Source organism: Micromonospora sp. SD12 (assembly GCF_052068495.1).
Taxonomy (GTDB): domain Bacteria; phylum Actinomycetota; class Actinomycetes; order Mycobacteriales; family Micromonosporaceae; genus Micromonospora; species Micromonospora echinofusca.
Genome location: NZ_JBQHDF010000023.1, coordinates 24,519 through 51,168, shown reverse-complemented (window position 1 = coordinate 51,168; position 26,650 = coordinate 24,519). Strand labels below are relative to the sequence as shown.

Annotated in this window: 24 protein-coding genes and 1 riboswitch; of the genes, 11 read left to right on the top strand and 13 right to left on the bottom strand. The window is 74.2% G+C overall.

Going from position 1 to position 26,650, the window contains the following annotated elements:
- Positions 1 to 56 precede the first annotated feature (56 nt).
- Positions 57 to 923 (bottom strand): bifunctional 5,10-methylenetetrahydrofolate dehydrogenase/5,10-methenyltetrahydrofolate cyclohydrolase, encoded by an 867-nt coding sequence (locus ACTMS2_RS27370; protein ID WP_441177965.1) that lies wholly within the window; start codon positions 921 to 923, stop codon positions 57 to 59.
- 241 nt (positions 924 to 1,164) lie between these two features.
- On the opposite strand from ACTMS2_RS27370, the gene ACTMS2_RS27365 reads away from it, so the two are divergent.
- A complete protein-coding gene (locus tag ACTMS2_RS27365; RefSeq protein ID WP_441177964.1) occupies positions 1,165 to 2,307 on the top strand; it encodes a carboxylate-amine ligase in 1,143 nt (380 codons plus the stop codon).
- A gap of 37 nt (positions 2,308 to 2,344) precedes the next feature.
- Here the strand turns inward: ACTMS2_RS27365 and ACTMS2_RS27360 are convergent, their stop codons facing one another.
- Together ACTMS2_RS27360 and ACTMS2_RS27355 are read right to left on the bottom strand one after the other, a co-directional pair.
- Positions 2,345 to 3,916, bottom strand: a complete 1,572-nt coding sequence (locus ACTMS2_RS27360; protein ID WP_441177963.1) for an NAD(P)-binding domain-containing protein — start codon at positions 3,914 to 3,916, stop codon at positions 2,345 to 2,347.
- A gap of 106 nt (positions 3,917 to 4,022) precedes the next feature.
- Entirely contained in the window at positions 4,023 to 4,802 is a 780-nt protein-coding gene (locus ACTMS2_RS27355; protein WP_441177962.1) for an endonuclease/exonuclease/phosphatase family protein, read from the bottom strand.
- Between the two features lie 198 nt (positions 4,803 to 5,000).
- Here ACTMS2_RS27355 and ACTMS2_RS27350 point away from each other — a divergent pair, with 198 nt between their 5' ends.
- Positions 5,001 to 5,774: a sulfite exporter TauE/SafE family protein gene (locus ACTMS2_RS27350; protein ID WP_441177999.1), complete on the top strand. Its 774-nt coding sequence runs from the start codon at positions 5,001 to 5,003 to the stop codon at positions 5,772 to 5,774.
- Positions 5,775 to 5,810: 36 nt separating this feature from the next.
- Here the strand turns inward: ACTMS2_RS27350 and ACTMS2_RS27345 are convergent, their stop codons facing one another.
- Entirely contained in the window at positions 5,811 to 6,422 is a 612-nt protein-coding gene (locus ACTMS2_RS27345) for a malonic semialdehyde reductase (RefSeq protein WP_441177961.1), read from the bottom strand.
- A gap of 100 nt (positions 6,423 to 6,522) precedes the next feature.
- Between ACTMS2_RS27345 and ACTMS2_RS27340 the strand changes: the two genes are divergently transcribed.
- Positions 6,523 to 6,879, top strand: coding sequence for a winged helix-turn-helix transcriptional regulator (locus tag ACTMS2_RS27340; protein WP_357721563.1), 357 nt, complete (start codon positions 6,523 to 6,525; stop codon positions 6,877 to 6,879).
- Between the two features lie 75 nt (positions 6,880 to 6,954).
- Positions 6,955 to 7,731 (top strand): GNAT family N-acetyltransferase, encoded by a 777-nt coding sequence (locus ACTMS2_RS27335; RefSeq protein WP_441177960.1) that lies wholly within the window; start codon positions 6,955 to 6,957, stop codon positions 7,729 to 7,731.
- 47 nt (positions 7,732 to 7,778) lie between these two features.
- Here the strand turns inward: ACTMS2_RS27335 and def are convergent, their stop codons facing one another.
- On the bottom strand, positions 7,779 to 8,288 hold the full coding sequence (gene def, locus ACTMS2_RS27330) for a peptide deformylase (protein ID WP_089000324.1): 510 nt from the start codon (positions 8,286 to 8,288) through the stop codon (positions 7,779 to 7,781).
- Between the two features lie 10 nt (positions 8,289 to 8,298).
- Positions 8,299 to 9,087 (bottom strand): TetR/AcrR family transcriptional regulator, encoded by a 789-nt coding sequence (locus ACTMS2_RS27325; protein ID WP_357721554.1) that lies wholly within the window; start codon positions 9,085 to 9,087, stop codon positions 8,299 to 8,301.
- 71 nt (positions 9,088 to 9,158) lie between these two features.
- Between ACTMS2_RS27325 and ACTMS2_RS27320 the strand changes: the two genes are divergently transcribed.
- From ACTMS2_RS27320 to pip, 5 genes are all read left to right on the top strand, one after another.
- On the top strand, positions 9,159 to 10,139 hold the full coding sequence (locus tag ACTMS2_RS27320; RefSeq protein WP_441177959.1) for an ATP-binding cassette domain-containing protein: 981 nt from the start codon (positions 9,159 to 9,161) through the stop codon (positions 10,137 to 10,139).
- Positions 10,136 to 10,954, top strand: coding sequence for an ABC transporter permease (locus tag ACTMS2_RS27315; RefSeq protein ID WP_441177958.1), 819 nt, complete (start codon positions 10,136 to 10,138; stop codon positions 10,952 to 10,954). Before ACTMS2_RS27320 ends, ACTMS2_RS27315 begins: the two co-directional genes overlap by 4 nt.
- A gap of 92 nt (positions 10,955 to 11,046) precedes the next feature.
- Positions 11,047 to 13,776: a DEAD/DEAH box helicase gene (locus tag ACTMS2_RS27310; RefSeq protein ID WP_441177957.1), complete on the top strand. Its 2,730-nt coding sequence runs from the start codon at positions 11,047 to 11,049 to the stop codon at positions 13,774 to 13,776.
- Complete coding sequence (locus ACTMS2_RS27305) at positions 13,773 to 14,627, top strand: SWIM zinc finger family protein (RefSeq protein ID WP_441177956.1); 855 nt, start codon at positions 13,773 to 13,775, stop codon at positions 14,625 to 14,627. The genes ACTMS2_RS27310 and ACTMS2_RS27305 overlap by 4 nt, the downstream gene beginning before the upstream one ends.
- Before the next feature lie 46 nt (positions 14,628 to 14,673).
- Positions 14,674 to 15,633: a prolyl aminopeptidase gene (gene pip / locus ACTMS2_RS27300; RefSeq protein ID WP_441177955.1), complete on the top strand. Its 960-nt coding sequence runs from the start codon at positions 14,674 to 14,676 to the stop codon at positions 15,631 to 15,633.
- 13 nt (positions 15,634 to 15,646) lie between these two features.
- Here the strand turns inward: pip and ACTMS2_RS27295 are convergent, their stop codons facing one another.
- The 3 genes from ACTMS2_RS27295 to ACTMS2_RS27285 form a co-directional block, all read right to left on the bottom strand.
- A complete protein-coding gene (locus ACTMS2_RS27295; protein ID WP_441177954.1) occupies positions 15,647 to 16,300 on the bottom strand; it encodes a dihydrofolate reductase family protein in 654 nt (217 codons plus the stop codon).
- A 154-nt stretch (positions 16,301 to 16,454) separates the two neighbouring features.
- Positions 16,455 to 18,128 carry an L-lactate permease gene (locus ACTMS2_RS27290; protein WP_441177953.1) on the bottom strand — a complete coding sequence of 558 codons (1,674 nt, stop codon included), beginning with the start codon at positions 18,126 to 18,128 and terminating at the stop codon, positions 16,455 to 16,457.
- A gap of 189 nt (positions 18,129 to 18,317) precedes the next feature.
- The gene (locus ACTMS2_RS27285; RefSeq protein WP_441177952.1) at positions 18,318 to 19,535 is read right to left on the bottom strand and encodes a chorismate-binding protein; all 1,218 of its coding nucleotides are present in this window, start codon (positions 19,533 to 19,535) and stop codon (positions 18,318 to 18,320) included.
- A 123-nt stretch (positions 19,536 to 19,658) separates the two neighbouring features.
- Here ACTMS2_RS27285 and ACTMS2_RS27280 point away from each other — a divergent pair, with 123 nt between their 5' ends.
- A complete protein-coding gene (locus tag ACTMS2_RS27280; protein ID WP_089000314.1) occupies positions 19,659 to 19,859 on the top strand; it encodes a DUF5999 family protein in 201 nt (66 codons plus the stop codon).
- 127 nt (positions 19,860 to 19,986) lie between these two features.
- Here ACTMS2_RS27280 and gcvP read toward each other — a convergent pair whose 3' ends face one another.
- Together gcvP and ACTMS2_RS27270 are read right to left on the bottom strand one after the other, a co-directional pair.
- Complete coding sequence (gene gcvP / locus ACTMS2_RS27275; RefSeq protein ID WP_441177951.1) at positions 19,987 to 22,842, bottom strand: aminomethyl-transferring glycine dehydrogenase; 2,856 nt, start codon at positions 22,840 to 22,842, stop codon at positions 19,987 to 19,989.
- Positions 22,843 to 22,914: 72 nt separating this feature from the next.
- A riboswitch (glycine riboswitch) is annotated at positions 22,915 to 23,013 on the bottom strand.
- A gap of 68 nt (positions 23,014 to 23,081) precedes the next feature.
- Positions 23,082 to 23,924: an NAD-dependent protein deacetylase gene (locus tag ACTMS2_RS27270; RefSeq protein ID WP_441177950.1), complete on the bottom strand. Its 843-nt coding sequence runs from the start codon at positions 23,922 to 23,924 to the stop codon at positions 23,082 to 23,084.
- A 163-nt stretch (positions 23,925 to 24,087) separates the two neighbouring features.
- On the opposite strand from ACTMS2_RS27270, the gene ACTMS2_RS27265 reads away from it, so the two are divergent.
- Positions 24,088 to 24,747, top strand: coding sequence for an NAD(P)H-binding protein (locus tag ACTMS2_RS27265; RefSeq protein WP_441177949.1), 660 nt, complete (start codon positions 24,088 to 24,090; stop codon positions 24,745 to 24,747).
- A 10-nt stretch (positions 24,748 to 24,757) separates the two neighbouring features.
- Here ACTMS2_RS27265 and ACTMS2_RS27260 read toward each other — a convergent pair whose 3' ends face one another.
- Both ACTMS2_RS27260 and ACTMS2_RS27255 read right to left on the bottom strand, forming a co-directional pair.
- The gene (locus ACTMS2_RS27260) at positions 24,758 to 25,381 is read right to left on the bottom strand and encodes a hypothetical protein (protein ID WP_441177948.1); all 624 of its coding nucleotides are present in this window, start codon (positions 25,379 to 25,381) and stop codon (positions 24,758 to 24,760) included.
- Complete coding sequence (locus tag ACTMS2_RS27255; protein WP_441177947.1) at positions 25,378 to 26,649, bottom strand: globin domain-containing protein; 1,272 nt, start codon at positions 26,647 to 26,649, stop codon at positions 25,378 to 25,380. The genes ACTMS2_RS27260 and ACTMS2_RS27255 overlap by 4 nt, the downstream gene beginning before the upstream one ends.
- Position 26,650: the final 1 nt, after the last annotated feature.

The window sequence follows — 26,650 nt, the reverse complement described above, 5'->3', positions numbered from 1 at the left end:
GGGGTGTGGCCGGTGGTGGCCCGGGCGTCGGGGTCGTCGACGCCCGGGCCGGGCGGTCAGGGGTGGCCGGTGGCGCGGCGGGCGGCGTCGAGGGCGTTGCGGAAGAGCATGGCGACGGTGGTGGGGCCGACTCCGCCGACGCGGGGGGTGATGGCGCCGGCGACGTCGGCGCAGGATTCGTCGACGTCGGGTAGGAGGCGCCGGCCTTCGTAGCGGACGCCGCCGCCGACGACGACGGCGCCGGGGCGGACGTGTTCGGGTCGGATGATGCCGGGGACGCCGGCGGCGGCGATGAGGATGTCGGCGCGGCGGGTGTGGGTGGCCCAGTCGGGGACGCCGGTGTGCACGACGGTGACGGCGGCGTTGGCGGTGGGTCGTTTCTGGGTGAGCAGCAGGGCGAGGGGGCGGCCGAGGGTGGCGCCGCGGCCGAGGATGACGACGTCGCGGCCGGCGACGGGGATGTCGTGGAAGGCGAGCAGGGCTTCGATGCCGGCGGGGGTGCAGGGCAGGGGTCCGGGCAGGCCGAGGGCGAGGCGTCCCATGTTGAGCGGGTGCATGCCGTCGACGTCGAGGTCCGGGTCCATGGTTTGCAGCGCCCGGTCGTAGTCGAGGTGTGCGGGGATGGGGTGCTGGATGAGCAGGCCGTGCACGTCGGGTGCGGTGTTGAATTCGGCGATGGCGTGGTGCAGGTCGGCCTGGGTGGCGGTGGCGGGCAGGTGTACGTGGGGTGAGGTGAAGCCGAGTTCGGTGGCCTGGCGTTGCTTGATGCGGATGTAGCCGGCGCTGGCGTCGTCGTCGCCGACGAGGATGGTGGCGAGGCCGGGGGTGGTGCCGGCGGCGCGCAGGGCGGTGACGCCGGCGGCGACGTCGGTGAGGATGCGTTCGGCGACGGGGGTGCCGGGCAGGAGTCGGGCGGTGGGCATGGTGCTCCTCTGCCGGCGGGGCCCAGGCGGTCGACCTCCGCGCGTGCAGCTCCCCGATGGTTTGGTGCCCATCCTCTGGCCGCCAGTCGCGTGTGGGGTCAGCTTGCCACAGGGGTCGGGGTGCGGGGTGTCCCGGTGGGTGGTGGCGTCGTCGGTGTGTTGACTGTGGGTGTCCCGTTGGTCACGGGTTCGGGCTACCCTGTCGGCCTGTTCGTGTCGTGTGTCGTGAGTGGAGGCTGGGGTGCCGCAGCGGGTGGGTGGGGAGCTGGGGGCGTCGGGTCCGCGGTTGGGGGTGGAGGAGGAGTTCCTGCTGGTCGATCCGGTGAGTCGGGGTGTGGTGGCGGGGGCGGACGCGGTGGTGGGGCGGGCGGTGACGCGGTTGGGTTCGCGGGTGTCGGGTGAGATCACGACGTTGCATGTGGAGACGCGGACGGATCCGACGTCGTCGGTGCGGGGGTTGCTGGAGCAGTTGGTGTGGGCTCGTCGGGTGGTGGCGGAGTGTGCGGAGGCGGAGGGGTTGCGGATCGTGGCGACCGGTACGCCGGTGTTGCCGGGGGCGACGTCGCCGCCGGTGCGGCGGGGGCCGCGGCCGGATCGGGGTACGGCGACGTTTCGGGGGTTGCACGACGAGTTGGCGATCTGTGCGGTGCACGTGCATGTGGAGTTGCCGGATCGGGAGCGGGCGTTGCTGGTGAGCAATCATCTGCGGGCGTATCTGCCGTTGTTGATCGCGTTGACGGCGAATTCGCCGTTCTGGGAGGGGCGGGATTCGGGTTATGCGAGTTGGCGGTCGATGGTGTGGCCGCGGTGGCCGGTGGCGGGGCCGCCGCCGCGGTTCACGTCGGTGGCTCATTACGAGGCGGTGGTGGAGATGTTGTCGGCGGCGGGGGCGATCGTGGATGCGGGGACGTTGTTCTGGGACGTCCGGCCGTCGGTGACGCATCCGACGTTGGAGGTGCGGGTGGCGGACGTGCCGGTGTCGGCGCAGGAGTCGGCGTTGGTGGCGGCGTTGGTGCGGGCGTTGGTGGTGCGGGCGTCGGAGGCGGTGGAGCGGGGTGACCACGGTCCGGAGGTTGCCGGTGAGTGGTTGCGGGCGGCGTACTGGCGGGCGGCGCGTGACGGGTTGGAGGGTTCGTTGTTGGAGGTGGGGTCGGGTCGGTTGCGTCCGGCGCGGGAGGTGTTGGGTGAGGTGGTGGACTGGTTGGGGCCGGTGTTGCGGGCGTGCGGGGATGAGGAGTTGGTGCGGGGTTGGTGTGAGCGGTTGTTGGTGGTGGGTGGTGGGGCGGTGCGGCAGCGGGGGGCGGCGGGTCGTCGGGGTCGGTTGACGGATGTGGTGGATTTTCTGGTGGCGCAGACGGTGGTGGACGAGTTGCAGCCGGCGTAGGTGTGGGTGGCGTTGGTGGGGCGGTGCGCGGTGGGGGTCAGCGGTCGCGGTGCAGTTCGCGGGTGAAGAAGTGGCGCAGGGGTGTCACGTGGCGGTCGGGGCGGCGCCATTCGGCGAGCAGGTCTTCGAGCAGGTGGAGTTCGTCGACGAGGGTGTCGCCGTGGTAGCGGCGGATGACGGGGTGGATGAAGGCGCTTTCGGCGGCGCGGTCGGGTTGGGGGTGGCGTTGGATGGCGAAGACGTCGCCGTGGTCGTCGCGGCCCCAGCGCAGGCCGACGGTGTAGTAGTGCGGGTGGTGGCGGAAGCGGGTGCGGATGTGGTCTTCGGGCAGGTCGATGTAGTGGCGTAGCTGTCCGTGGGGTTCGACGACGAGGGCGTCGCAGAGGAATTCGAACTGGGTCCACAGTGCGGAGCTCCAGTTGACGCGGTCGAGGACGAGGGTGGTGAGGGTGTCGGGGTCGCGGTCGACGAGGGTGTGTGGCAGGGGTACGCCGTCGTAGCGTTCGCGGAGCAGGGCGGTGAGGGTGCGCAGGTTGTAGCGGAATCCGTCGATGAAGGCGGAGGAGGCTTTCTTGAAGTCGCGGTCCTGGGCGAGGGTGCCGGCGAAGTAGAGGCCGTCGATGTTGGTGGACTGCCAGTCGGCGGTGGTGGCGGGCATGCGGCCGCTGGGGACCATGGCGGGTCGGCTGGTGGGGTCGAAGGGGGTGGTGTCCATGGTGAAGCCGGTGCAGCGCAGGACGGTGTCGTACTCCATGACGGCGGTTTCGCCGTCGGCGTGGGTGTAGGTGAGGTGTACCTGGTAGCGGTTGTCGAGGGGGCGGATCTCGTCGATGACGCAGTCGAGTACGGAGTGCAGGGTCTTGAACTGGTAGCTGTCGAGGACGGCGCCGTGGTGGCCGCGGACGTCTCCGGGGTGCTTGGTGTTCCAGGCCAGGCGTAGGGGGCGTGGGCTGGCGAGGTGGATCATGGCGGCGTGTCCGAGGATCGCCGAGGCGGTTTCGAAGGCGGAGTTGCCCTTGCCGAGGATGAGGACGCGTTGCCCGGCGTAGTGGGCGGGGTCGGTGTGCATGTCCTCGTAGCCGGTGGCGTGTTCGATGCCGGGGATGGCGGGGATGTGGGGTCGGCCCCAGCCGGTGGCGACGATGAGGCAGCGGCTGTGCAGGGTGTGCTGGTCGGTGTGGATGAGGAAGCCGTCGTCGAGGCGTTCGATGCGGTGGGCGGGGGTGTCGAAGCGTACGGCGAGTTGGTGGTAGCGCTGGAAGTCGGTGAGGTAGCGCACCATGTCGTCGGCGTGGGGGAAGTATTCGCTGCTGTATTTGGCGAAGGGCAGGTCGGCGGGTTCGTGCAGCAGGGAGTTCCAGTCCCAGCGCAGCCGGATCTCGGGGTCGGTGCTGGTGGTGTGGACCTTGTTGAGGGAGATGAGGCGGCGGTGGCGGGGGAAGTGGCGGAAGAAGGCGGCGGGTGCGGGGGCGCGTTCGAGGGTGACGTAGTCGCAGCCGGCCTGTTGGAGGTAGTAGCTGAGTTGGAGGCCGGCTGGTCCGGCTCCGATGATCACGTACTGGTGGTGTTCGGTGGGGTGGCTCGTCGGGCCTGGGGTGGGTGCCGTCACGCCAGAGACCTTCGCCGATGCGCTGGGGCGGTGTCAACGCTGGGTGCGGTGACGGTGACGCGACCTTTGGTGAGGGGTGTCCGCTCCCCCGCTGTCGGGCGGGTGTTCAGCCGAGGTCGACCAGGAGGGGGCGGTGGTCGGAGATGGTGGACAGCGGGGTGTGTACGGCGGTGACGGGTGGCAGGCGGTCGAGGCCGTGGCGGTCGGCGAGGATGTGGTCGAGTTGGACGCGGGGTTGCCCGGCGGGGTAGGTGGGGCGGCGGCCGAGGGGGTGCCAGCCGGTGAGGAGTCGGGCGGGGCCGGCGGGCAGGTTGAGGTCGCCGAGGAGGATGCGTGGGGCGGGCAGGGTGCGTAGGGCGCGGACGGTCTGGCGCAGTTGGTGGGCGTTCCAGCCGGGGACGAAGGACAGGTGGGTGGCGGCGACGGTGAGTTGGCCGTGTGGGGTGTCGAGGACTGCGGCGAGGACGACGCGGGGTTCGTCGCGCAGGAGGATGAGTCCGCCGCGGGGGCCGGGGACGTAGACGGGTGAGCGTACGGGGGCGGGGCGTAGTCGGGTGACCTGCCAGGTGTGGACGCGGTGGCGGGTGACGAGGCCGACGCCGTAGCAGGGTTCGCCGTGTCCGTCGTCGTCGTGGGTGAGGGGGCGGAACTGTTCGCCGGGGGTGCCGACGACGGCGGCGGCGAAGCGGTGTTCGTCGGCGTCGAGGGCGCGGGCGGCGATGGCGGTGAGGTCGAGGTTGCCGCTGCGGCTCTGGTCGCGGTCGACTTCTTGCAGGGCGAGGACGTCGGCGTCGAGGGCGGTGACGGCGGCGGTGAGTCGGTCGTGGTCGACGAGTCCGTCGGCGAGGGACCGGCCGTGTAGCAGGTTGAAGGTGGCCAGGCGCACGCTTGCACCCTACGTGTCGATGGGAGGGTTGCCCGGTGTTGAAGGTGTTGTTGTGCTCGGTGCTGTTGTTCGTGGCGTTGTCGGCGGTGGGTGTGTGGTTGCGGCGGGCGCGGGGTCGGTGAGTGTCGTCGCTGGTGAGGCTGGCCACAGGGCGGGTCGGTGGGTGGGTGGTGGTGGGAAGAATGGCGGCCCGTGGATGTGGATCCCCTGTCGTTGACGACTCTGCTCGCCGCGGCCGCTGTGGCCGGTTGGATCGACGCGGTGGTGGGTGGTGGTGGGTTGCTGTTGTTGCCGGTGCTGCTGGTGGCGGCGCCGGGGATGCCGGTGGCGTCGGCGTTGGGTACGAACAAGTTGACGGCGATCGCGGGGACGGCGACGGCGGCGGTGACGTACGCGCGGCGTACGAAGATCGATTGGGCGGTGGCGGGGCCGGCGGCGGGGTTGGCGATGTGTTGTGCGGGGGTGGGTGCGGCGTTGGCGGGTGCGGTGCCGGCGTCGGCGTACCGGCCGGTGGTGTTGGTGGTGTTGGTGTCGGTGGCGGCGTTCGTGGTGTTGCGGCCGCGGTTGGGGGTGGTGGCGCAGCCGCATCGGCGTACGCGGGTGCGGGTGGGTGTGGCGGTGGTGGTGGCGGGGTTGGGTATCGGGTTGTACGACGGGTTGGTGGGCCCGGGTACGGGGACGTTTCTGGTGGTGGCGTTCACGGCGTTGGTGGGGGCGGACTTCGTGCACGGTTCGGCGATGGCGAAGGTCGTGAACGTGGGGACGAACCTGGGGGCGTTGGCGGTGTTCGCGGCGACGGGGCACGTGTGGTGGCTGCTGGGGGCGGCGATGGCGGTGTGCAACATCGCGGGGGCGGCGTTGGGGGCGCGGATGGCGTTGCGGCGTGGTTCGGGCTTCGTGCGGGTCGTGTTGTTGGTGGTGGTGGTGGCGTTGGTCGGCAAGTTGGGTTTCGACCAGTGGGTGGCGGCCTGACCGGTCGCCACCCACTGGTGTCGGGTGGTTGGTCGTTCAGGCGTGCCGGACGACGTCGGTGTAGTCGAGGCGGGGCAGGCGCGGGAACCAGGCGTTGTCGCCGGGGCGGCCGATGTTGACCACGAGCAGGGTCTTCCAGGTGCTGTCGGTGAAGAACTCGCGGTCGACGGCGGCGGCGTCGAAGCCGGCCATGGGTCCGGCGGCGAGGCCGGCGGCGCGGACGGCGAGCAGGTAGTAGCCGATCTGGAGAGTGGCGTTGAAGCGGGCCATGCGCTCGCGGGCGTCGGGGTTGCCGGCGAGGTCGTCGCGCATCTGGGGGCGGATGGGGAACACCCGCGGGATGTGCTCGTGGAAGTCGGTGTCGGCGGCGAGTACGGCGACCATGGGGGCGGTGGCGGTCTTGGCCTGGTTGCCTTCGCTCATGTGGGCGACGAGGCGGGTGCGGGCTTCGCCGGGGCGTACGTAGAGGATGCGCAGGGGCTGGGTGTTGGCGGCGGTGGGCGGGTACTTGGCGAGTTCGTAGATGGCGCGCAGGTGTTCGTCGGTGACGGGTTCGTCGGTGAAGGTGTTGGCGGTGCGGGCGTCGGTGAACAGCAGCGCCTGGGCCTCGGGGCCGAGGTTGATCAGGGGCGGGTGGATGTCGGTCATCGGGGCGTCTCCATGGAGTCGGCTGGCTTGCTTCGGTAACGGTAGCAGCTAGCTTTTTAGTAGTCCCTTGTTCGGGTGATGTCCCCCGTATCCTGGGGGCATGACGGTCAGGCCGGAGGTGGGCGACACGCCCCGCACGTGTGACGGGGGCGTGGCCCGGGCCTTCGCGTTTCTGGGCAAGCGGTGGAACGGCATGCTGCTGAGCACCCTCGCCGACGGGCCGGCCGGGTTCGCCGAGCTGACCCGTGCCCTGCCCGGGATCAGCGAGTCGGTGCTGTCGGACCGGCTGGGCGAGCTGGTGCGGGTCGGGCTGGTCAGTCGCACGGTCCGGCAGGGTCCCCCGCTGGGCGTGAGCTACGAGCTCACCGGGCCGGGCGCGGCACTGCTGCCGGTGCTCGACGCGCTGGGCCGGTGGGCGCACGAGCACCTTCCCGCCGAGGCGGACACGGGCTGCTGACCCGCCCGGCGCGCGTCGGCGGAGCAGCTTGGGCGCGCGTCGGCGGAGCGGGGCCGCGTGTGTGATCATCGGCGGATGCCGGTACGCGCCGAACACGACCGCGCCGTCCTCGCCGCGCTGCTCGGGCGGGATCCGGTGCTGCACGCGTACCAGCTCGGCGACCTGGACGACTTCTTCTGGCCGTACACCTCCTGGTTCCGCGGCGACGAGGAGGTGGCGTTGCTCTATCACGGCGCCGAGACGCCCACGCTGCTGGCGTTCGCGCCGCCGCGACGGGCCGGGCGGCTGGCGGCGCTGCTGCGCGAGGTGGCGCCGGTGCTCCCGGCCCGGCTGTGGGCGCACCTGTCCCCCGGCGTCGAGCCGGCCCTGGCGGGGGCGTTCCGGATGGACGCGGCCGGCCCGCACCACCGGATGGCGCTGACGGATCCGGCGCGGCTGGACGGGCAGGTCGCGGCGGGTACGGTGCTGAACGCCGGTGACCTGCCGGCGCTGCACCGCCTCTACGAGGTCGCCTACCCGGGCAACTGGTTCGATCCCCGGATGCTCGACACCGGCCAGTACGTGGGGGTGCGCGACGGCGGCGAGCTGGTGGCGGTCGCCGGGGTGCACGTGTTCTCCCCGGCGTACGGGGTCGCGGCGCTGGGCAACGTGACCACCCATCCCCGGTGGCGCGGGCGGGGGCTGGCCGCCGCGGCGGTGACCGCCCTGTGCCGGCGGCTGCGCGAGCGCGTCACGCACGTGACGCTCAACGTGAAGGCGGACAACGCGGCGGCGGTGCGGCTCTACGCGCGGCTGGGCTTCACCCGGGTGGCCGACTACGGCGAGTACGCGCTGCGTGCCCACCAGCGGTGACCCGCCGGCGGGCACGGGGGCGTGACCGCCGGCCGGGTGGGCGTGGCTCAGCCGTGGCGGCTGGGTGAGTCGAAGCGCCCGGCGCGGATCTCCCGCAGCGCCTTGCGGCGGGTGTCGCCGCGCAGCGTGTCGACGTAGAGGCGCCCGGCGAGGTGGTCGGTCTCGTGTTGCAGGGCCCGGGCGAGGAAGCCGCTGCCCGAGATGGTCAGCGGCTCGCCGTGCTGGTCGAAGCCGTGGGCGGTGGCGTGCAGGGCGCGCGGGGTCGGGAAGTAGAGCCCGGGGATCGACAGGCAGCCCTCGTCGTCGTCCTGGAGTTCCTCCGACAGCTCCAGCGTCGGGTTGACCAGGTGGCCGCGTTCGCCGTCGGCGTCGTAGACGAACACCTGGGCGTTGACGCCGATCTGGGGGGCGGCGACGCCGGCGCGCCCGGGTGCGCCGAGCAGGGTGTCCATCAGGTCCGTGACCAGGGCGCGCAGCTCGGTGTCGAAGCTGGTGACGGGCTCGCTGGGGGTGCGCAGCACGGGGTCACCGATGATCCTGATGGGACGCATGGTCATGCCGGCAAGGTTATCGGTCGTCGGTCGCGGCGGTGGCGTCCGGGCGGGCGGCGACGAGCACCTCGATGCCGTCGAGGATGCGGGCCAGGCCGAACTCGAACGCGCCGTGGGGGTCGGCGGCGGCCTGGTACTCCTGGCCGGCGGCGGTGCCGACGCGCGCGGCCAGGGGGTAGCGGCGCGGGTCGAGGGCCTTCTCCAGGTAGGGGGCGTGGGCCTGCCACCACTGCTGCTCGGTCATGCCGGTGTGCGCGGCGGCCTGGGCGGCCTCCACGGCGCTGCGTACGGTGCCGTGGACGTAGCCGGAGACGAGGGTGACGACGGCGTCCATCTCCAGGTCGGTCAGGCCGATGCCGTCGACGGCGCGCAGTTCGTACTCGTAGCGGGCGATGACGTTGGGGCCCAGCGGGGGGCGGGTGGTGGCGACCTGCAGCAGCCAGGGGTGGCGCAGGTAGAGCGCCCAGGCCTCGCGGGCGATGTGGGTGAGTCGGCCGCGCCAGCCGCCGGGCACGTCGTCGGGGCGGGCGGTCTCGCCGTAGACGGTGTCGAGCATGACGTCGAGCAGTTCGCCCTTGCCGGGCACGTAGGTGTAGAGGGACATGGTGCCCACGCCGAGTCGTTCGGCGACGCGGCGCATGGACAGGGCGGCGAGGCCCTCGGCGTCGGCCACCTCGATGGCGGCGCGCACGATGCGGTCCACGGACAGGTCGGGTCGGCCCTTGCGGCTGGTGCGTTCGCGGGTGCGCCAGAGCAGGGCGAGGCTGCGTGCCGGGTCGCCGGTGCCGCTGTACTCGGTCGTCATCCCGGCACCTTAGCGTGCGCCGTACCGTATGGTGTACGGTACGACGTACGGGACGAGCGGGCGGGGGCGCGATGCACGACGGAGCGGCGATCGAGGCCGAGGGACTACGCAAGCGCTACGGCGACACGCAGGCCCTCGCCGGGCTGGACCTCACCGTGCCCGCCGGCACCGTCTGCGGGCTGCTCGGCCCGAACGGGGCGGGCAAGACCACAGCCGTACGGGTGCTGAGCACCCTGCTGCGGCCCGACGCCGGCGCGGCGCGGGTGGCCGGCGCCGACGTGCTGCGCCACCCCGAGCGGGTGCGCGCCCGCATCGGTCTGGTCGGCCAGCACGCCGCGCTCGACGAGGTGCTCACCGGCCGGCAGAACCTGGTGCTGTTCGGCCGGCTGCACCACCTCGGCGGCGCGCGGGCCCGCGCCCGGGCCGCCGACCTGCTGGCCCGCTTCGACCTGACCGACGCCGCCGACCGGCCCGTCGGCACCTACTCCGGCGGGATGCGCCGCCGCCTCGACCTCGCGGCGAGCCTGATCCTCGACCCGCCGGTGCTCTTCCTCGACGAGCCCACCACCGGCCTCGACCCGCGCGCCCGCGCTCAGGTGTGGGACGCCGTACGCGGGCTCGTCGCCGACGGCACCACCGTGCTGCTGACCACGCAGTACCTGGAGGAGGCCGACCAGCTCGCCCACACCGTCCGGGTCGTCGACGGCGGCCGGGTCGTCGCCGACGGCACCCCGGAGCAGCTGAAGACCGCGCTCGGCGGCGACCGCGTCGACGTCGTGCTGACCCGCGCCGACGACCTGGACCGGGCCGTACGCGTCGTCGGCGCCGCCGTCGCGGCGACCCCCATCGTCGACGCGGTGGGCCTGCGCCTCAGCGTCGCCGTCACCGGGCGGGTGACCGCGCTGGGCGCCGTGCTGCGGGCCCTGCACGACGCCGGCCTGGCCGCCGCCGACGTCGCGGTGCGCCGCCCCACCCTCGACGAGGTGTTCCTGCGGCTCACCGGCGGCGACTCCCCCACCGCCCGCCCCGACGGGGAGAAGGTGAGCGCATGAGCGCGACGAGCGTGCGGCCCGTACCGTGGCGCCTGCGCTGGGCCGTCGCCGACGGCGTCACCCTCACCGGCCGGGCGGTGGCGCACTGGCGGCGCCAACCCGGACAGTTCGTGGTCGGGCTGCTCTTCCCGGTGCTGATGGTGCTGATGTTCGGCTACCTGTTCGGTGGCGCGATGAGCGTGCCCGGCGGCGGCGACTACCGCGAGTTCCTGCTGCCCGGCATGTTCGCCATGACGATGCTGTTCGGCATCGAGTCGACGTACGCGGCCGTGGCCACCGACGCCGCGCGCGGCGTCACCGACCGGTTCCGGTCGCTGCCGATGACGTCCTCGGCGGTGCTCACCGGCCGGGCCGCCGCGGACCTGCTGCACAGCGCCGCCGGCCTGGCCGTCATGCTCGCCTGCGGCGTCGCCGTCGGCTGGCAGTGGCGCTCCGGCGCCCCGGGCGCGCTGGGCGCCGTCGGGCTGCTCCTGCTGCTGCGCTTCGCCCTGATCTGGGTCGGCATCCACCTGGCGCTGGTGCTGCGCAGACCCGAGTCGGTGGTGATGCTGCAGATCCTCGTCTGGCCGCTCGGGTTCACCTCCAACGCGTTCGTCTCCCCCGGCACCATGCCCGGCTGGCTCGCCGCCGTCGCCGCGTGGAACCCGCTGTCGGCGACCGTCGCGGCCTGCCGGCACCTTTTCGGAAACCCCGGCGCGGGCGGCGACACGTTCCCCGCGCAGCACGCCGTCGCGCTCGCCGTGGCGTGGCCGCTGCTGCTGATCGCCGTGTTCGGACCCCTCGCGGTACGCCGCTACCGCAGGCTCGGCCGGTGACCGACGCGATCCGCCGCACACCCGCCGCGCGGCCGGCGTCCCCGTCGCACCCGCGCGGGCAGCGCGACCACCGACCCGAAACGAGGACGCCCGTGCCGATCGGCTGCCACGCCGTCACGTTCAGCCCCGCCGACCCGCCCCGCGCCGGGACGCTGCTCGTCTGGTCACCGGACGCCGACGCCCCACCCGACGGGCCCGGCGAGGCGGTGACGACGACCCTGGCGACGCCACCGCACGGGCACCCGAGGACCGTGCCCGTGCGACGGCTGGGGGTGGCCGCCGGCGTACCGCTGCTGCTGGCCGAGGCGGCCACCGACCCGGCGGCGGCGTTCTGGGCCGCGGCGGCCCGCGAGGCCCTGCACCTGGCCGCCCGCGGCCTGCTGCTGCCCGCCGTCACCGCCGCCGGGCACGACACCTGGCGGGTCGGGCCGCTCACCGCCGACGACGAGGCCCGGCAGGCACGCCTCGCCGCCGCGATGCCCGCCACGGCCCGCGCCACCCCCGTGCCCGGGCGCGACCCGACGTGGCTGCCCGATCCGGCGCGGCTGCTGCGCGACTTCCTCGACGCCGTCGCCGACATCCTGCCCCGCGACGACGCGGCCACCGGGGCGTGGTCGGCGCCCGCCCCCACCCCCGTCGGGCGGCTGCGCGACTGGGCCGGCCGCGTCGCCGCCGACGCCGACGCGGCGGTACGGCTGTCGCTGCGCCTCGAACACCGCGACAGCCCCGACGCGCCGTGGCGGCTGGTGGCGCAGGTGCACCGCCGTACCGCGCCGGGACTGCTCACCGACGCCGCCGCGCTGTGGCGCGCCGGCGTACCCGGGTTCCCGCCCGCCTGCCGCGACGCCGCCCTGCTGGCCCTGCGCCACGCCGCGCGGATGTGGCCGCCCCTGGCGCGGCTGCTGGACACCGCCGTGCCCGACGCGCTCACGCCCAGCGACGCGCAGGTCGTCGACCTGGCGACCGGCGCGGCGGCCCGGCTCGCCGCCGACGGCGTCGACGTGCACTGGCCGGCCGGACTCGACCGTGGCCTCACCGCCTCGGCGGTGCTGCGCGCCCCGACCCGCGGCCCCGGCCTGCTCACCGCACCCGGCGACGTGGCGCTGCACTGGCGGCTGCACCTCGACGGCAGCGCGCTCACCGGCGCCGAGCTGGCCCGGCTCGCCGAGGCGCACCGGCCCGTCGTGCGGCTGCGCGAGCGGTGGGTGCTGGTGCCTCCCGAGCTGGCCCGCCGCGCCCGGCAGCCGCACGCCGGGTCGCTGGCCGTGATGCCCGCCCTGCGCGCCGCGCTGACCGGCGCCACGCACGTCGACGGCGAACGCGTCGACGTGCACGCCGAGGGCTGGGTGGCCGAGGCCGCCCGCCGGCTCACCGACGGCGACGCCGCGCCCCCGGTGGCCGTACCGGCCGGGCTGGCCGCGACGCTGCGCGACTACCAGCGCCACGGGCTGCGCTGGCTGGCCGGACTGACCGCCCTCGGTCTCGGCGGCTGCCTCGCCGACGACATGGGGCTGGGCAAGACCGTCACGCTGATCGCCCTGCACCTGCACCGCCAGGGCGACCCCGCCACCGCCGGTCCGACGCTCGTGCTGTGCCCGGCGTCGCTGCTGGGCAACTGGGAACGCGAGATCCGTCGCTTCGCCCCCGGCACCGCCGTACGCCGCTTCCACGGACCCCACCGCAGCCTCGACGGCCTCGACGGCGGGTTCGTGCTCACCACCTGGGCGACGCTGCGCCGCGACGCCGACCGGCTCGCCGCCCGACGGTGGCCGCTGCTCGTCGCCGACGAGGCCCAGCACGTCAAGAACCCGTACGCGGAGACCGCGAGGGCGCTGCGCGCGATCCCCGCCGCCGCCCGGGTCGCGTTGACCGGCACCCCCGTGGAGAACGACCTCACCGACCTGTGGGCGATCCTGGACTGGACCACGCCCGGGCTGCTCGGCACCCTCAGCGAGTTCCGCGCCCGCTGGGTCGGGCCGGTGCAGGTCGACCGCGACCCCGAGGCGGGCCGGGAGCTGGCCCGACTTCTCGGGCCGTTCCTGCTGCGCCGCCGCAAGAGCGACCCCGGTATCGCCCCCGAACTGCCCGCCAAGACCGAGACCGACCAGCCGGTCGCCCTCACCGCCGAGCAGGCCGCCCTCTACCAGGCCTGCGTCGCCGAACTGCTCGACGCGATCGCCGACGCCGACGGCATCGCCCGGCACGCGCTGGTGGTCAAGCTGCTCACCGCGCTCAAGCAGATCTGCAACCACCCCGCCCAGTACCTGCGCGAGAGCGCGCCGCGGCTGGCCGGGCGCTCCGGCAAGCTGGACCTGCTCGACGAGTTGCTCGGGGCGATCCTGCCCGCCGGTGGCGCGGTGCTGGTCTTCACCCAGTACGTGGCGATGGCCCGGCTGCTGCACCGGCACCTGAGCGACCGGGGCGTCGGGGCGCTGCTGCTGCACGGCGGGCTGCCCGTCGCCGCCCGCGACGAGCTCGTACGCCGCTTCGACGCCGGAGAGGCCCCGGTGTTCCTGCTGTCGCTGCGCGCCGCCGGCACCGGCCTGAACCTCACCCGCGCCGACCACGTCGTGCACTACGACCGGTGGTGGAACCCGGCCGTGGAGGACCAGGCCACCGACCGGGCGTACCGGATCGGACAGACCCGGCCGGTGCAGGTGCACCGGCTCGTCGCCGAGGGCACCGTCGAGGACCGCGTCGCCGCCCTGCTGGCCGGCAAGCGGGAACTCGCCGAGGCGGTCCTCGACGCCGGGCCGGCGGCGCTGGCCGCGCTCAGCGACACCGAACTGGCCGATCTGGTGACCCTCGGCGGTGACCGGTGACCCCGCGCGGCTTTCCCGCCTTCGCGCCCGGGCGGGCCCGCCGGCCCCGTACCTGGTGGGCGACGGCGTGGAACCGGGCGTGGGAGGCCGACGCCCTGGACGCCGGGCCGCTGCGGGCCGGGCGCCGGCTGGCCGCCGCCGGGCACGTCGGACCGATCACCGTCAGCCCCGGCCGGCTCACCGCGGCCGTGCACGACGGCGACGCCGAGCAGGCGTACGACACCCGCATACGCGTCGCGTCACTCGGGGACGACGACTGGGCGCGGCTGGCCGGCGAGGTGGCCGCCCGCGCCGGACACCAGGCGGCGCTGCTGGCCGGGCAGTTGCCCCGGGACCTGGCCGAGGCGAGCGGGGTGCCGCTGTTGCCCGGGCTGGGCGAGCTCGCCCCGGAGTGCGACTGCCCCGAGTGGGACCACCCGTGCCGGCACGCCGCCGCCCTGTGCCACCAGGTGTCCTGGCTGCTGGACACCGACCCGACCCTGCTGCTGCTGATCCGCGGCCGCGAGGCCCGCACGCTCGTGTCCGCCGGCACCGCCGCACCCGGAGCCGACGCGCCGGCTCCGGCGGTCGCCGCCACCGGGGACGGGTCGGCGTCGTCGAGGCGGAGCACCGAGGTGGGCACGGCCGCCGCCGAGGCGTACGCCCGGGCGGCGCCGCCGCTGCCGCTGCCGCCGGGGCCGGGGCCGGTGGCGGACGGTCCGACGCTGCCGCTGCTGCCGCCCGGCCCGGACGTCGACGTCGACGCGCTGCGCTCGGCCGTGGCGGTGGCGGCCGGCCGGGCGGCGGCCCTGCTGCACACGCACCGGGGCGCGGACGACGCCCCCGTGCCGACAGACCGCGACCCCGGCTAATGTAACAGCGCTGTCAGATATGGTCGGTGACGAAAGAGGCGGGGCGATGAGCGGGCGCTACCCACGGATCGAGCCGTACGCGCACGGGATGCTCGACGTCGGCGACGGGCAGCTCGTCTACTGGGAGACCTGCGGCAACCCCGACGGCAAGCCCGCCGTGGTGCTGCACGGCGGGCCCGGTTCCGGCTGCGCGCCCGGCTGGCGGGACCTGTTCGACCCGGCCCGCTACCGGGCGGTCCTGTTCGACCAGCGCGGCTGCGAACGCAGCACCCCGCACGCCGCCGATCACGGCGTGGACCTGTCCACCAACACCACCGACCACCTGATCGCCGACATCGAACGCCTGCGCGCGCACCTCGGCGTGCAGCGCTGGCTGGTGCTCGGCGCGTCCTGGGGCGCCGCCCTGGCCCTGGCGTACGCGCAGCGGCACCCGCAGCGCGTCAGCGAGCTGGTGCTGTTCAGCGTGACCGCCGGCACCCGACGGGAGATCGAGTGGATCACCCGGGACATGGGGCGGGTGTTCCCGGCCGAGTGGGCGCGTTTCCGCGACGGGGTGCCGCCGGCCGAGCGCGACGGCGACCTGGCCGACGCGTACGCCCGGCTGTTGGCCGACCCGGACCCGGCGGTGCGCGAGCGGGCGGCGCGGCAGTGGTGCGCGTGGGAGGACACCCACGTCGCCACCGTGCCGGGGCACCGGCCCGACCCCCGCTACGACGACCCGGTGTTCCGGATGGTCTCCGCCCGCCTGGTCACCCACTACTGGCGGCACGGGTGTTTCCTGCCGGAGGGTGAGCTGCTGCGCGAGGCGGGCCGACTGGCCGGCATCCCCGGGGTGCTGCTGCACGGCAAACTCGACATCAGCAGCCCGCCGGAGATCGCGTGGCAGCTGGCGCAGGCATGGCCCGACGCCCGACTGGAGCTGCTGGACGCCGCCGGGCACGGCTCCGGCAACGGCATGGCGCAGCGGGTCGTGGCGGCGCTGGACGACTTCGCCGACCGCCGCTGACGCGTCGACGCCGTTACGCCACGGCCTCCCGGCCGTCGCGCACGACGAACTCGCCGGCGGCGGTGGGACCGAACCCGGTGCGGCGCAGGGTGAGCGCGACGGCCCCCGCGCCGCCGTCGGCCACCGTCGAGTCGGTGATCCGGTACGAGGCCGGGGCCGCGCCGTCGGCGAACAGGCGCTTGCCGGCGCCGACGACGACGGGGAACTGCAGCAGCCGGTACGTGTCGACGAGCCCCGCGTCGTGCAGGGCGCGCGCGAGCTGCCAGCTGCCGTGCACCTGGAGCTCGCCGCCCGGCTGCTGGCTGAGCCGCCGCACCTGCGCGACGACGTCGCCGCGCAGGACGGTGGTGTCGCCCCAGGCCGCGTCGGCCTCGGAGAGGGTGTTGCTGACGACGTACTTCGGCCAGGTGTTCAGCGCGGTGGCGACGAGGTTGTCGGGGTCGGTGACCTGCGGCCAGTAGCCGCGCATCATCTCGAAGGTGCGGCGTCCCAGCAGGAAGGCGTCGGCCTGCCGGAACCACCCGTCGACGGCGTCGAGCTGACCGTCGCCGCTGTGCGGCACGAGCCAGCCGCCGCGCGTGAAGCCGTTGCTGGTGTCTTCCTCGGCCCCGCCCGGCCCCTGCATGACGCCGTCGAGGCTGACGAAGGCGTGGACGCTGATCTGCATGACTGTCCTCCCTGAAGGGCCCGCGACGCGGCGGGGCGGGTGCGGTGTGCCCGGGCGGGCACCGCGTCCCGAAAGCCTCCTACCGACAGCAACCCTTGTCAAGACAAAATAAGTTGTCGGCAGGAGGCGGGCCGTTCTCCGTGCGGGAACCGCGCTACGGCACCATCCAGGCCAGCAGGGGCGTGGCCTGCAACCCGACCAGCAGGCACATCAGGGCGAGCAGCAGCACGCTCGGGCCGACCATCCGCCGGAACAGGTCGCCCTCGCGGCCGGTGAGCCCGACCGCGGCGGCGGCGATCGTCAGGTTCTGCAAACTGATCATCTTGCCGAGCGTGCCGCCCGAGGCGTTGGCCGCGGCCAACAGGACCGGATCGAGGCCGGCGCGCTGCGCCGCGGCCACCTGCAACGCGCCGAACAGCGAGTTGGACGACGTGTCCGAACCGGTCAGGGCGACGCCGAGCCACCCGAGGACCGGCGCCAGCACCGCGAAGAACCCACCCGCGCCGGCCATCCAGACGCCCAGCGTGGCGACCTGCCCGGCGGCGTTCATGGTGAACGACAGCGCCAGCAGCCCGACCACCGTCGCCACCGCCCACCGCAGCTCGACCAGGGTGCGCCCGTAGAGCCCGACGGCCTCGCGCGGCGACACCTGCAGCAGCACCACCGTGATCAGGCCCGCCACCAGCAGCAACGACCCGGGCGCCGCCAACCAGGCGAAGCGGAACGTCGTCACCGGTGACGGGTCGCCGGCGGCCGTGACGACGTGCAGCCCCGGCCAGGACAACGCCAGCGTGCCGGCGTCGAGCAGCCGCTTGAGCGCCGGCACCTGGGAGACGGCGAAGACCGCCACGATCGTCACGTACGGCGCGTACGCCCGCCACCGCGCCCCGGGCGCGCTCTCGGCGGGCGCCGTGCCGGCGTCGCCGGGCGCGGTCGACGACTGCGGGGCGGGGCGCGGCGACGCCGGGGCGTCGTGGGGCGGGCCGCCGGCGCCGACCGGCACGGCGACCGGTCGCCGCACCACGCGCCTGCGGGCGACGAGCAGCAGCACGCCCATCCCCGCGAAGGCGGCGGTGATGTCGGCCAGCGCGGCCGTCAGCCAGTTCGCGGTGACGAACTGCGCCACCGCGAAGGCGCCGCCGCACGCCAGCGCCGGGCGCCACAGCTCGCGTACGCCCCGGCGGCCGTCGGCGACGACCAGCAGCACCAGCGGGACGACGACCGCGATCACCGGCACCTGCCGGCCGGCCATCATGCCCAGTTCCGTCGCCGGCAGCCCCGTCACGCCGGCCAGCGTGGTGATCGGCAGGCCGAGCGGGCCGAAGGCCGCCGGCACCGTGTTGCCGACCAGCGCCACGGCGGCGGCGCGCAGCGGGCTGAAGCCCAGGGCCAGCAGCATGACCGTGGTGACGGCCACCGGCGTGCCCTGGCCGGCCAGGGCCTCCAGCAGCGACCCGAAGCAGAACGCGATCACCAGGGCCTGCACGCGGCGGTCGTCGCTGAGGCGGGCGAACTCCCGCCGCAGCGTGTCGAAGTGCCCCGTGTGCACGGTCAGCCGGTGGATCCAGATCGCCGTGCCGAACGTCCAGACGAGCGGGAAGAGGGCGAAGGTGGCGCCCTGGGCGGCGGCCAGCAGCGTCTGCGGCAGCGGCATCCGCCACAGCCACCAGGCCAGCAGCACCGCCACGGACAGCGCACCGAACGCCGCCACCCAGGCCCGCGTACGCACCACCGCGAGCAGCACGAACAGGGTGAGCAGGGGCAGCGCGGCGCAGGCGGCGCTCAACGCGAGCGACCCGCCGACGGGTTGCAGGGGTTGCTGGAACATACCGACCGCCTCGGCTGCGGACGCCCTCGATCCGGTTACCGCTCATCTGACCGGACGAAGGCGCCGCGGCGCCTCTTCCAACGTGCCCAGCACCGGCGGGCCGCGCCACACGGCGGCGCGCGCTCGGGGCCGCGCCACGGCGGTACGCGCTCACGCCCAGGACCGCGCTGCCCCCGGTGCGTGCCGCGCTCAGCCGCCGGCGAGGGCGGCGCGCACCGGGGCGGCCTTCGCGGCGGCCTCGGCGACCTCGGCGTCGGGATCGCTGCCCCACGTGATGCCCCCGCCCGCCCAGACGTGCACCCGCTCGCCGTCGACGGCGGCGGTGCGGATCGTCAGGCCCAGGTCGATGCGGCCCGGGGCGACCCAGCCGAGCGCGCCCATGCTGGCGCCCCGACCCACCGGCTCCAGCGCGGCGACGTGCTCCAGGGCGGCGAGTTTCGGGGCGCCGGTGACCGAGCCGCCGGGGCAGAGCGCGCGCAGCAGGTCCGCCAGGCCGAGCCCGTCGGCGACGGCCGCGGACACCGTCGACTCGGCCTGCCACAGGTCGCACCAGCGGCGTACGGCGAACAGCTCGTCGACGCGCACGCTGCCGGTGCGGGCGACGCGGGCCAGGTCGTTGCGCTCCAGGTCGACGATCATCACGTGCTCGGCGCGTTCCTTCGCCGAGGCGAGCAGCGCCGCGCGGCCGACGGCCGTGGCCGGCCGGGTGCCCTTGATCGGCCGGGTGATCAGCCGCCCGTCGGCCAGCTCCACCAGGGTCTCCGGGCTGGCGCAGCCGATCGCCCAACCCGCACCGGTGAGGGTGCCGCCGTAGCGGGCGCCGGGCAGCGCGGCCAACCGACGCAGGGCCGGCAGCGGGTCGCCGCTGTAGCGGGCGGCGGCGTGGCCGACGAGGTTGACCTGGTAGACGTCGCCGCGACCGATCGCGGCGCGCACCGCGGTGACGGCGTCGGCGTGCTGGCGCGGCGTCCAGCTCTGCGCCCAGTCGCCGCGCCACCAGTGCGCGCCGGGTGTCGTGGCGCCCGCCGCGACCGGGCGGCTCGACGCCACCGCGGCCGGGTCGTGGCCGTAGACGACCACGGCGACCTCCGGCAGCGCGGGGGCGGGGTTGGCGGCGCCCGGGGGCGCGCCGATCAGGGCCGCGCCGGCGGCGGCGGAGACGTAGAGGGCGGCGCCGCACACCCCGGCCGGGTCGTGGCGGGGCGCGGGGCGGGCCAGTTCGTGCAGCGGCAGGCCGTACGCGGCGAGGAACTCCTCGACCCGCGCCGCCGGGTCCCCGCCGTCGGCGGGCCGCCACTGCCAGCGGGCCCGCTCGACGAGCGTACGGCGGCAGTCAGCCGGCGCCCCCGGCACGTCGACCCCTAACCCTGGGAGCGTTTCCACGCCGTCCGGCCCATCCACCCTCATCCGTTCAGTGGATTTCAGCGAATCCACGCGCATACCTGCTCGATGCTGACCGCTTTAGCTTGGTACTGTGCGTCACTGGTCATGTGAACCATGACACAGTGCCCCCACAGTCCGGAGATCCCGATGTGCCAGCACCAACCCACCTGCCCCTCCGCCGAAGCGACCGACCGGGAAGCCGCCCGGGTCCTCGCCTGCTTCCCTGAGCAGGGCTGGAGCCTGCTCTGCAACGGTGTCATCGTCTTCGAGGACACCGGCGAACTCCTCCCCGACGGCAGCAGCATCGCCCCCCACCGCGGCCCCGCCCGACACGCCCTCGTCGCCTGACCCTGTCACGCTGCGTCACGCAATACCAACGCGTCGATCCAGGCTGGTCCCCCGGTCGGGACACCCCCCGGCCCAGGTCGGCGCACCCGCCGGGGCGGCACCACGACCGCCCCGGCGTCACGCGACGTCAGCTCTCGTACGCCTCCGGCGCCGGGCACGAGCACACCAGGTTCCGGTCGCCGTACGCGCCGTCGATGCGCCGCACCGGCGGCCAGTACTTCCCGGCGCGCGCCACCCCGCCCGGGTACGCGCCCACCGACCGCGCATACGCGTGCGGCCACTCGTCCGCGGACACCATCGCCGCCGTGTGCGGGGCGTTGGCGAGGGGATTGTCGCCCGCCGGCCACTGCCCCGACCCCACCTTGTCGATCTCCTCCCGGATGGCGATCATCGCATCGCAGAACCGGTCCAGCTCGGCCAGGTCCTCACTCTCGGTCGGCTCCACCATCAGCGTCCCCGCCACCGGGAACGACATCGTCGGCGCGTGGAACCCGTAGTCGATCAGCCGCTTCGCCACGTCGTCCACGCTCACCCCCGTCGCCTTCGTCAACGGCCGCAGGTCCAGGATGCACTCGTGCGCCACCAGGCCCTTGTTGCCCGCGTACAGCACCGGGAAGTGCCCGCGCAGCCGCGCCGCCACGTAGTTCGCCGCCAGCACCGCCACACCCGTGGCCCGCACCAGCCCCGCCGCGCCCATCATCCGCAGGTACGCCCACGGGATCGGCAGGATCCCCGCCGACCCGTGGCGGGCCGCCGAGATCGCCGGCCGGCCGTCGACGTGCGCGCCCAGCGGGTCACCCGGCAGGAACGGCGCCAGGTGCGCCCGCACCGCCACCGGACCCACCCCCGGACCCCCGCCGCCGTGCGGGATGCAGAACGTCTTGTGCAGGTTCAGGTGCGACACGTCCGCCCCGAACTTGCCCGGCTTGGCGAAACCGACCAGCGCGTTGAGGTTCGCCCCGTCGACGTACACCTGCCCGCCGGCGTCGTGGACCTTCGCGCACAGCGACGCGATGCCCGTCTCGTACACCCCGTGCGTCGACGGATACGTCACCATGATCGCCGCGAGGGCGCCCCGATGCTTGTCGATCTTCGCGTCGAGGTCCACCAGGTCGATGTTGCCCCCGTCGTCGCAGCCCACCACGACCACCCGCATGCCGGCCATCACCGCGCTGGCCGCGTTGGTGCCGTGCGCCGACGACGGGATCAGGCACACGTCGCGGTGCCCCTCACCCCGGTCGCGGTGGTAGGCCCGGATCGCCAGCAGACCCGCCAGCTCGCCCTGCGAACCGGCGTTGGGCTGCACACTGACCGCGTCGTAGCCGGTCACCTCCGCCAGCCACCCCTCCAACTGGGAGATCATCTCCCGGTAACCGGAGGTCTGCGCGTCCGGCGCGAACGGGTGGATGTGGGCGAACTCCGGCCAGCTCACCGGCTCCATCTCGGTGGTCGCGTTGAGCTTCATCGTGCACGACCCGAGCGGGATCATCCCCCGGTCCAGGGCGTAGTCGAAGTCCGACAGCCGCCGCAGGTAGCGCAGCATCGCCGTCTCCGAGTGGTGGCTGCGGAACACCGCGTGGGTGAGGAAGTCCGACGTACGGGCCAGCGCCGCCGGCAACACGCCCCCGACCGGCGCGTCCCACGCCGCCGCCACGCCCCCGGCCCGCCCGCCGAGCACGGCCACGAACGCGTCGCACACCGTCCGCAGGTGCGCCAGGGTGGTCGTCTCGTCGCAGGACGCCCCCACGTGGTCGGCGTCGACCAGCCGCAGGTTCACGCCCCGCGCGGCGGCGTCGGCCACGACCGCCCCCGCGCGGCCCGGCACCCGCACCAGGACCGTGTCGAAGAACGCCTCGTGCACCACCTCCACGCCGTCGAGGCCCCGCAGCGCCGCCGCCAACCGCACCGCCCTGTCATGCGTACGGCGCGCGATCTCCCGCAGCCCGTCCGGACCGTGGTAGACGGCGTACATGCCGGCCATCACCGCCAGCAGCACCTGCGCCGTGCAGATGTTGCTGGTCGCCTTCTCCCGGCGGATGTGCTGCTCCCGGGTCTGCAACGCCAGCCGGTACGCCGGGTTGCCGTCCGCGTCACGCGACACCCCGACCAGCCGGCCGGGCAGCATCCGCTCCAACCCCGCCCGCACCGCCAGGTAGCCGGCGTGCGGCCCACCGAAGCCCATCGGCACACCGAAACGCTGCGTCGTGCCGGCGGCGATGTCGGCGCCGATCTCCCCCGGCGGGCGCAGCAGCGTCAGCGCCAGCAGATCCGCCGCCACGGTCACCAGCGCCCCCACGGCGTGCGCCGCCTCGACCAGGCCCGCCTGATCACGCACCGCCCCCGACGCCCCCGGGTACTGAAGGTGCAGGCCGAAGAACTCCGCCGGCAACTCGTCACGCTCGGTGTCGACGACCCGCACGTCGATACCGAGCGGCTCGGCCCGGCTCGCGATCACCGCGATGGTCTGCGGCAGGGTGTCGGCGTCGACCACGTACACCGCGCTCTTGCTCTTCGACGCGCGGCGCGCGAGGGTCATCGCCTCGGCCGCGGCGGTGCCCTCGTCGAGCATCGACGCGTTCGCGGTGGCCAACCCGGTCAGGTCCGTGACCATCGTCTGGAAGTTCAGCAACGCCTCCAGCCGCCCCTGGCTGATCTCCGGCTGGTACGGCGTGTACGCCGTGTACCAGGCCGGGTCCTCCAGCACGTTGCGGCGGATCACCGCCGGGGTGTGCGTGCCGTGGTAGCCCAACCCGATCATCGACACCACGACGGTGTTGCGGGCCGCCAGCGCCCGCAACTCGGCCAGGGCGTCGTGCTCGCTGGCCGGCTCCGGCAGGTCCAGGGTGCCGTGCCAGCGGATCACCTCGGGGATCGCCGCGTCCATCAGCTCTTCGACCGAGCCGTAACCGACGGCCTCCAGCATCCGGCGCTCGTCGTGCGGATCGGGACCGATGTGGCGGGCGGCGAACTGCTCTGCGGTCATGGGCGGCACTCCCGGGGCGAGGTCGACAGGTCGGCCTCCCCCTCTGTCGCGCCCACGAGGCGCTCCACAGTGCCTGCCCACGAGGTCCTTTTGCCTGAGAGGTTCCGGGGAGGATTTGCCCCTTCGGCGCCGCCTGAGATGCTGCTGGGCGGTCTCTCCCACGTGGGTACTACCGGCATGGTCAACGCTACCAGCGCCCGCTGATCCACACCCCGACAGGCCGCTGCCGCCCCTGCCGGTCAGCCCACCGGCACACCGCCGATCGCCCGGTCGGCCAGCGCCGGCAACAGCCGACCCAACGGCGCGTCGACCGTCAACGCCGCGTACCCGTCACCCCGGGTCGGCCCCTGGTTGACGATCACCACCGGAATGCCCGACTTCGCCGCCGCCACCACGAACCGGCGACCCGACATCACCGTCAACGACGATCCCAGCACCAGCAGCAGCCGCGCCCGCGCCACCAGCTCGAAACAGCGGGCCACCCGCGCCGCGGGCACCGTCTCACCGAAGAACACCACGTCCGGCTTCAACATGCCGCCCCGACAGAACGTGCAGTCGACCGTACGGAACCCGGCCACCTGCTCGTCGGCGAGATCCACGTCACCGTCCGGGTTGACCGCCGCCACCCGCGCGTCGAAGCCCGGGTTCACCTCCCGCAGCCGCCGGTCCAGCTCCTCCCGCGACGTCTGGTTGCCGCAGTCCAGGCACACCACCTCGTCGAGGCGGCCGTGCAGCTCCACCACCCGAGGGCTGCCCGCGGCGGTGTGCAACCCGTCCACGTTCTGGGTGATGATCCCGTCAACCAGCCCGCCGCGTTGCAGCCGCGCCACCGCCCGGTGCCCCTCGTTCGGCGTCGCCCGCGCGATCATCCGCCACCCCAGGTGGCTGCGCGCCCAGTAGCGCCGCCGCGCCACGGGGTCACGCGTGAACACCTGGTACGTCATCGGGGTGTGCCGTCGCGCCGCGCCACTGGGCCCCCGGTAGTCCGGGATGCCCGACTCGGTGGACAGCCCCGCCCCGCTCAACACCACGACACCGCCGCCGGCCACCAGCCCGGCCAGCGCGTCGACCGTCTCCGTCACCCGTCCATGCTGCCTCAGGCAGGCGCCCCTCGGCGAACACCGGCGACCGTCCCGCCAGTGCACGCCCCGCGCCGCCACCCCGCCGGCCAACCGGCCAGGCGGGCGCCGCCACCGCCCGGGCCGAGAGGCCGCGCCGGGCCGAAGCGGCGGCTAGGTTGGCAGTATGCGCGTCGTCATCGCCGGAGGCCACGGCAAGATCGCCCAGCTCGCCCACCGCGAACTCGCCGGTCGGGGCGACACCGCCGTCGGGCTGATCCGCAACCCCGACCACGCCGCCGCGCTGCGCGCCGCCGGCGCCCACCCCGTCGTCGCCGACCTCGAACACGTCGGCGTCGACGAACTCGCCGAGCACCTGCGCGACGCCGACGCCGTCGTCTTCGCCGCCGGCGCCGGCCCCGGCAGCGGTGCCGACCGCAAGGACACCGTCGACCGGGCCGGCGCCGTCCTGCTCGCCGACGCCGCGCAACGCGCCGACGTCCGCCGCTACCTGCTGGTGTCGTCCATGGGCGTGGAGGGCGAGGCGCCCACCGGCACCGACGAGGTGTTCGCCGCGTACCTGCGGGCGAAGAAGGCCGCCGAGGACGACCTGACCGGCCGCGACCTCGACTGGACGATCCTGCGCCCCGGCCGCCTCACCGACGGCACGCCCACCGGGCGCATCACCCTCGCCCGGCGGGCACCGGCAGGCGCCGTCACCCGCACCGACGTCGCCCGGGTCCTCGTCGCCCTGCTCTACCACCCGCACAGCGCCGGTGCGATCCTGGAGGTCGTCGGCGGCGACACCCCCATCGCCGACGCCGTCGCCGCCGTCGACCAGCGCTGACCCGGCGCCGCTACTCGCCGACCACCGCACGCAGCTGCGCGCTGAGCGCCCCGGCAGCAGCCGCGTCGGTACGCAACTGCTCCGACTGCTCCGACAGGTACGCCTGCCACCGGCTCAGGTGCTGCTGCGCCGTCGCCACCGCCGCCACCAACGCCGCGTGCCGGCCCTCCAACTCCCGCACCTGCCGCGGCAATCCCTCGTCCCCCGCCCGGCCGGCAGCATCCCCGGCCAACACGTGCGCCTCCGCGAGGATCTCCTCGGCCTGCCGCCGCGCGTCGGCGATGATCTCCGCGCCCTCCGCGCTGGCCTCACTGATCGTCCGGTTCGCCTCGTCCTGCGCCCGCACCGCCAACTCGATCACCATCGGGTCCGGGCCCTGCGGGGCGGTGCTGGGCAACGCGCCGTGGCGCAACATCTCCACCTGCCGCGCCAGGGCCTCGTTCTCCCGCCGCAGCCGGTCCACCTCACCCCCCAGCAACGCCACCCGCTCGTCCGCCGACCGGGCCAGGCCGGCGACCTCGTCGGCCGACAGCCACCGGCTGCCCCGGAACCGGCGCGCCTCCAGCGCGGCCACGGACCGGGTCAGCTCACCGTGCGGATCGGCGACCACCCGGTCACCGTGGTCGATGCTCATCGCGCACCTGTCCAACTCAAGTCGCGCGGTGCGGCGGGAGCCGCACCGGTCCACGTCACATCGGACGGCGCTACGGCAGCCGCGCTCGCCAGAGGTGGGTAGAGGGAGTGATCGTAACTTTCGGTCAGGATCCGCTCCGGCGTCACCCCCGACGTGGCCAGGGCGCTGATCGTCTCCCGGGTCATCTCCGGGCTGCCGCACACGAGCACCTCGGTGTCCCGCCACGGACCCAACCGCGCCGCGGTGTGACCGGCCGTACCGACCGCACCCTGCCACTGCCAGCCGCTCTCGACCGTCGGCACGTACCGGAGCCACCCACCGACCTCACCGGACCGCCACGACCCCGCCGGCGGCATCGCCGCCAACTCCCGCAACGCCCGGTCGTCATACAGGTCGTCGGGCGTCTTGCCGCCCACCACCAGAGTCGTCGGACGCCCCGGTCCCCGCTGCAACGCCTCCACCACCGCCCGCAACGGCGCCAGCCCGGTGCCCCCGGCCACCAGCAGCAACGGCAGATGGGGTGACCGGTCGTACGACGCCAACGCCTCACCCACCGGCAACCCCAACAACAACTGGTCGCCCTCGCGCACCTTGCGCACCAGATAAGTGGAGAACCGACCCGTGGCGCGGACGTGGAACTCGATCGTCCCGTCCGGACGCGGCGCGTTCGCCGGCGACAGATAGCGCCACGTCCGCAACTGCGGCACCTGCACCGGCAACGACTGCCCCGGCAGGTACTCGCACAGATAGTTCGGGCGGACCGTGAGCACACACACGTCGGACCGCCGCCGCTGCACCCTCAGCACCTCCGCCTCCCAGTACGGCGGCGACGACCGCACCGCCTCCGCCGCACCGGCCAGCATCAACCGCGCCACCAACTCGTACGCCGCGGCCCACTCCGCGCGCAGCGCCGGCGTCCACCGTGGCCCGAGGAACCGCTCCAACGTCAACAGCAACGCCTGCCCGACCTGGCTGTAGTGCCACTCCGCCATCGGCACCGGCCGACCCTGCCGGTCCTCGCCCCGGAACCGGCGGTGGTCAGCCCCCAAGCGCTGCGCGAACGACGTCACCACCCGCTCGTCGTCGATGTGGGTGATGACATGCCCCAACGCCGCAAGCAACTTGTCCTGCTGGTACTCCATGTTGGTCGGGAACATCGTGCGGACCTCGGGCGCGATCACGAACAACGTCGCGTAGAAGTGCTTCGCCGCCTCCGGACCGGCCACGCAGAACTGGGCCCAACTCTGGCGTAACGCCGCGACATCCATG

What these genes read in the sequence shown, in the direction of transcription:
- ACTMS2_RS27320 (WP_441177959.1), top strand. Translation starts at nt 9,159, where the DNA reads ATGCACGACGGAGCGGCGATCGAGGCCGAGGGACTACGCAAGCGCTAC.
- ACTMS2_RS27335 (WP_441177960.1), top strand. Translation starts at nt 6,955, where the DNA reads ATGCCGGTACGCGCCGAACACGACCGCGCCGTCCTCGCCGCGCTGCTC.
- ACTMS2_RS27345 (WP_441177961.1), bottom strand. Translation starts at nt 6,422, where the DNA reads ATGACCGACATCCACCCGCCCCTGATCAACCTCGGCCCCGAGGCCCAG.
- ACTMS2_RS27325 (WP_357721554.1), bottom strand. Translation starts at nt 9,087, where the DNA reads ATGACGACCGAGTACAGCGGCACCGGCGACCCGGCACGCAGCCTCGCC.
- ACTMS2_RS27315 (WP_441177958.1), top strand. Translation starts at nt 10,136, where the DNA reads ATGAGCGCGACGAGCGTGCGGCCCGTACCGTGGCGCCTGCGCTGGGCC.
- ACTMS2_RS27295 (WP_441177954.1), bottom strand. Translation starts at nt 16,300, where the DNA reads ATGCAGATCAGCGTCCACGCCTTCGTCAGCCTCGACGGCGTCATGCAG.
- gcvP (WP_441177951.1), bottom strand. Translation starts at nt 22,842, where the DNA reads ATGACCGCAGAGCAGTTCGCCGCCCGCCACATCGGTCCCGATCCGCAC.
- ACTMS2_RS27285 (WP_441177952.1), bottom strand. Translation starts at nt 19,535, where the DNA reads ATGAGGGTGGATGGGCCGGACGGCGTGGAAACGCTCCCAGGGTTAGGG.
- ACTMS2_RS27260 (WP_441177948.1), bottom strand. Translation starts at nt 25,381, where the DNA reads ATGAGCATCGACCACGGTGACCGGGTGGTCGCCGATCCGCACGGTGAG.
- def (WP_089000324.1), bottom strand. Translation starts at nt 8,288, where the DNA reads ATGACCATGCGTCCCATCAGGATCATCGGTGACCCCGTGCTGCGCACC.
- ACTMS2_RS27255 (WP_441177947.1), bottom strand. Translation starts at nt 26,649, where the DNA reads ATGGATGTCGCGGCGTTACGCCAGAGTTGGGCCCAGTTCTGCGTGGCC.
- ACTMS2_RS27340 (WP_357721563.1), top strand. Translation starts at nt 6,523, where the DNA reads ATGACGGTCAGGCCGGAGGTGGGCGACACGCCCCGCACGTGTGACGGG.
- ACTMS2_RS27290 (WP_441177953.1), bottom strand. Translation starts at nt 18,128, where the DNA reads ATGTTCCAGCAACCCCTGCAACCCGTCGGCGGGTCGCTCGCGTTGAGC.
- pip (WP_441177955.1), top strand. Translation starts at nt 14,674, where the DNA reads ATGAGCGGGCGCTACCCACGGATCGAGCCGTACGCGCACGGGATGCTC.
- ACTMS2_RS27370 (WP_441177965.1), bottom strand. Translation starts at nt 923, where the DNA reads ATGCCCACCGCCCGACTCCTGCCCGGCACCCCCGTCGCCGAACGCATC.
- ACTMS2_RS27280 (WP_089000314.1), top strand. Translation starts at nt 19,659, where the DNA reads ATGTGCCAGCACCAACCCACCTGCCCCTCCGCCGAAGCGACCGACCGG.
- ACTMS2_RS27265 (WP_441177949.1), top strand. Translation starts at nt 24,088, where the DNA reads ATGCGCGTCGTCATCGCCGGAGGCCACGGCAAGATCGCCCAGCTCGCC.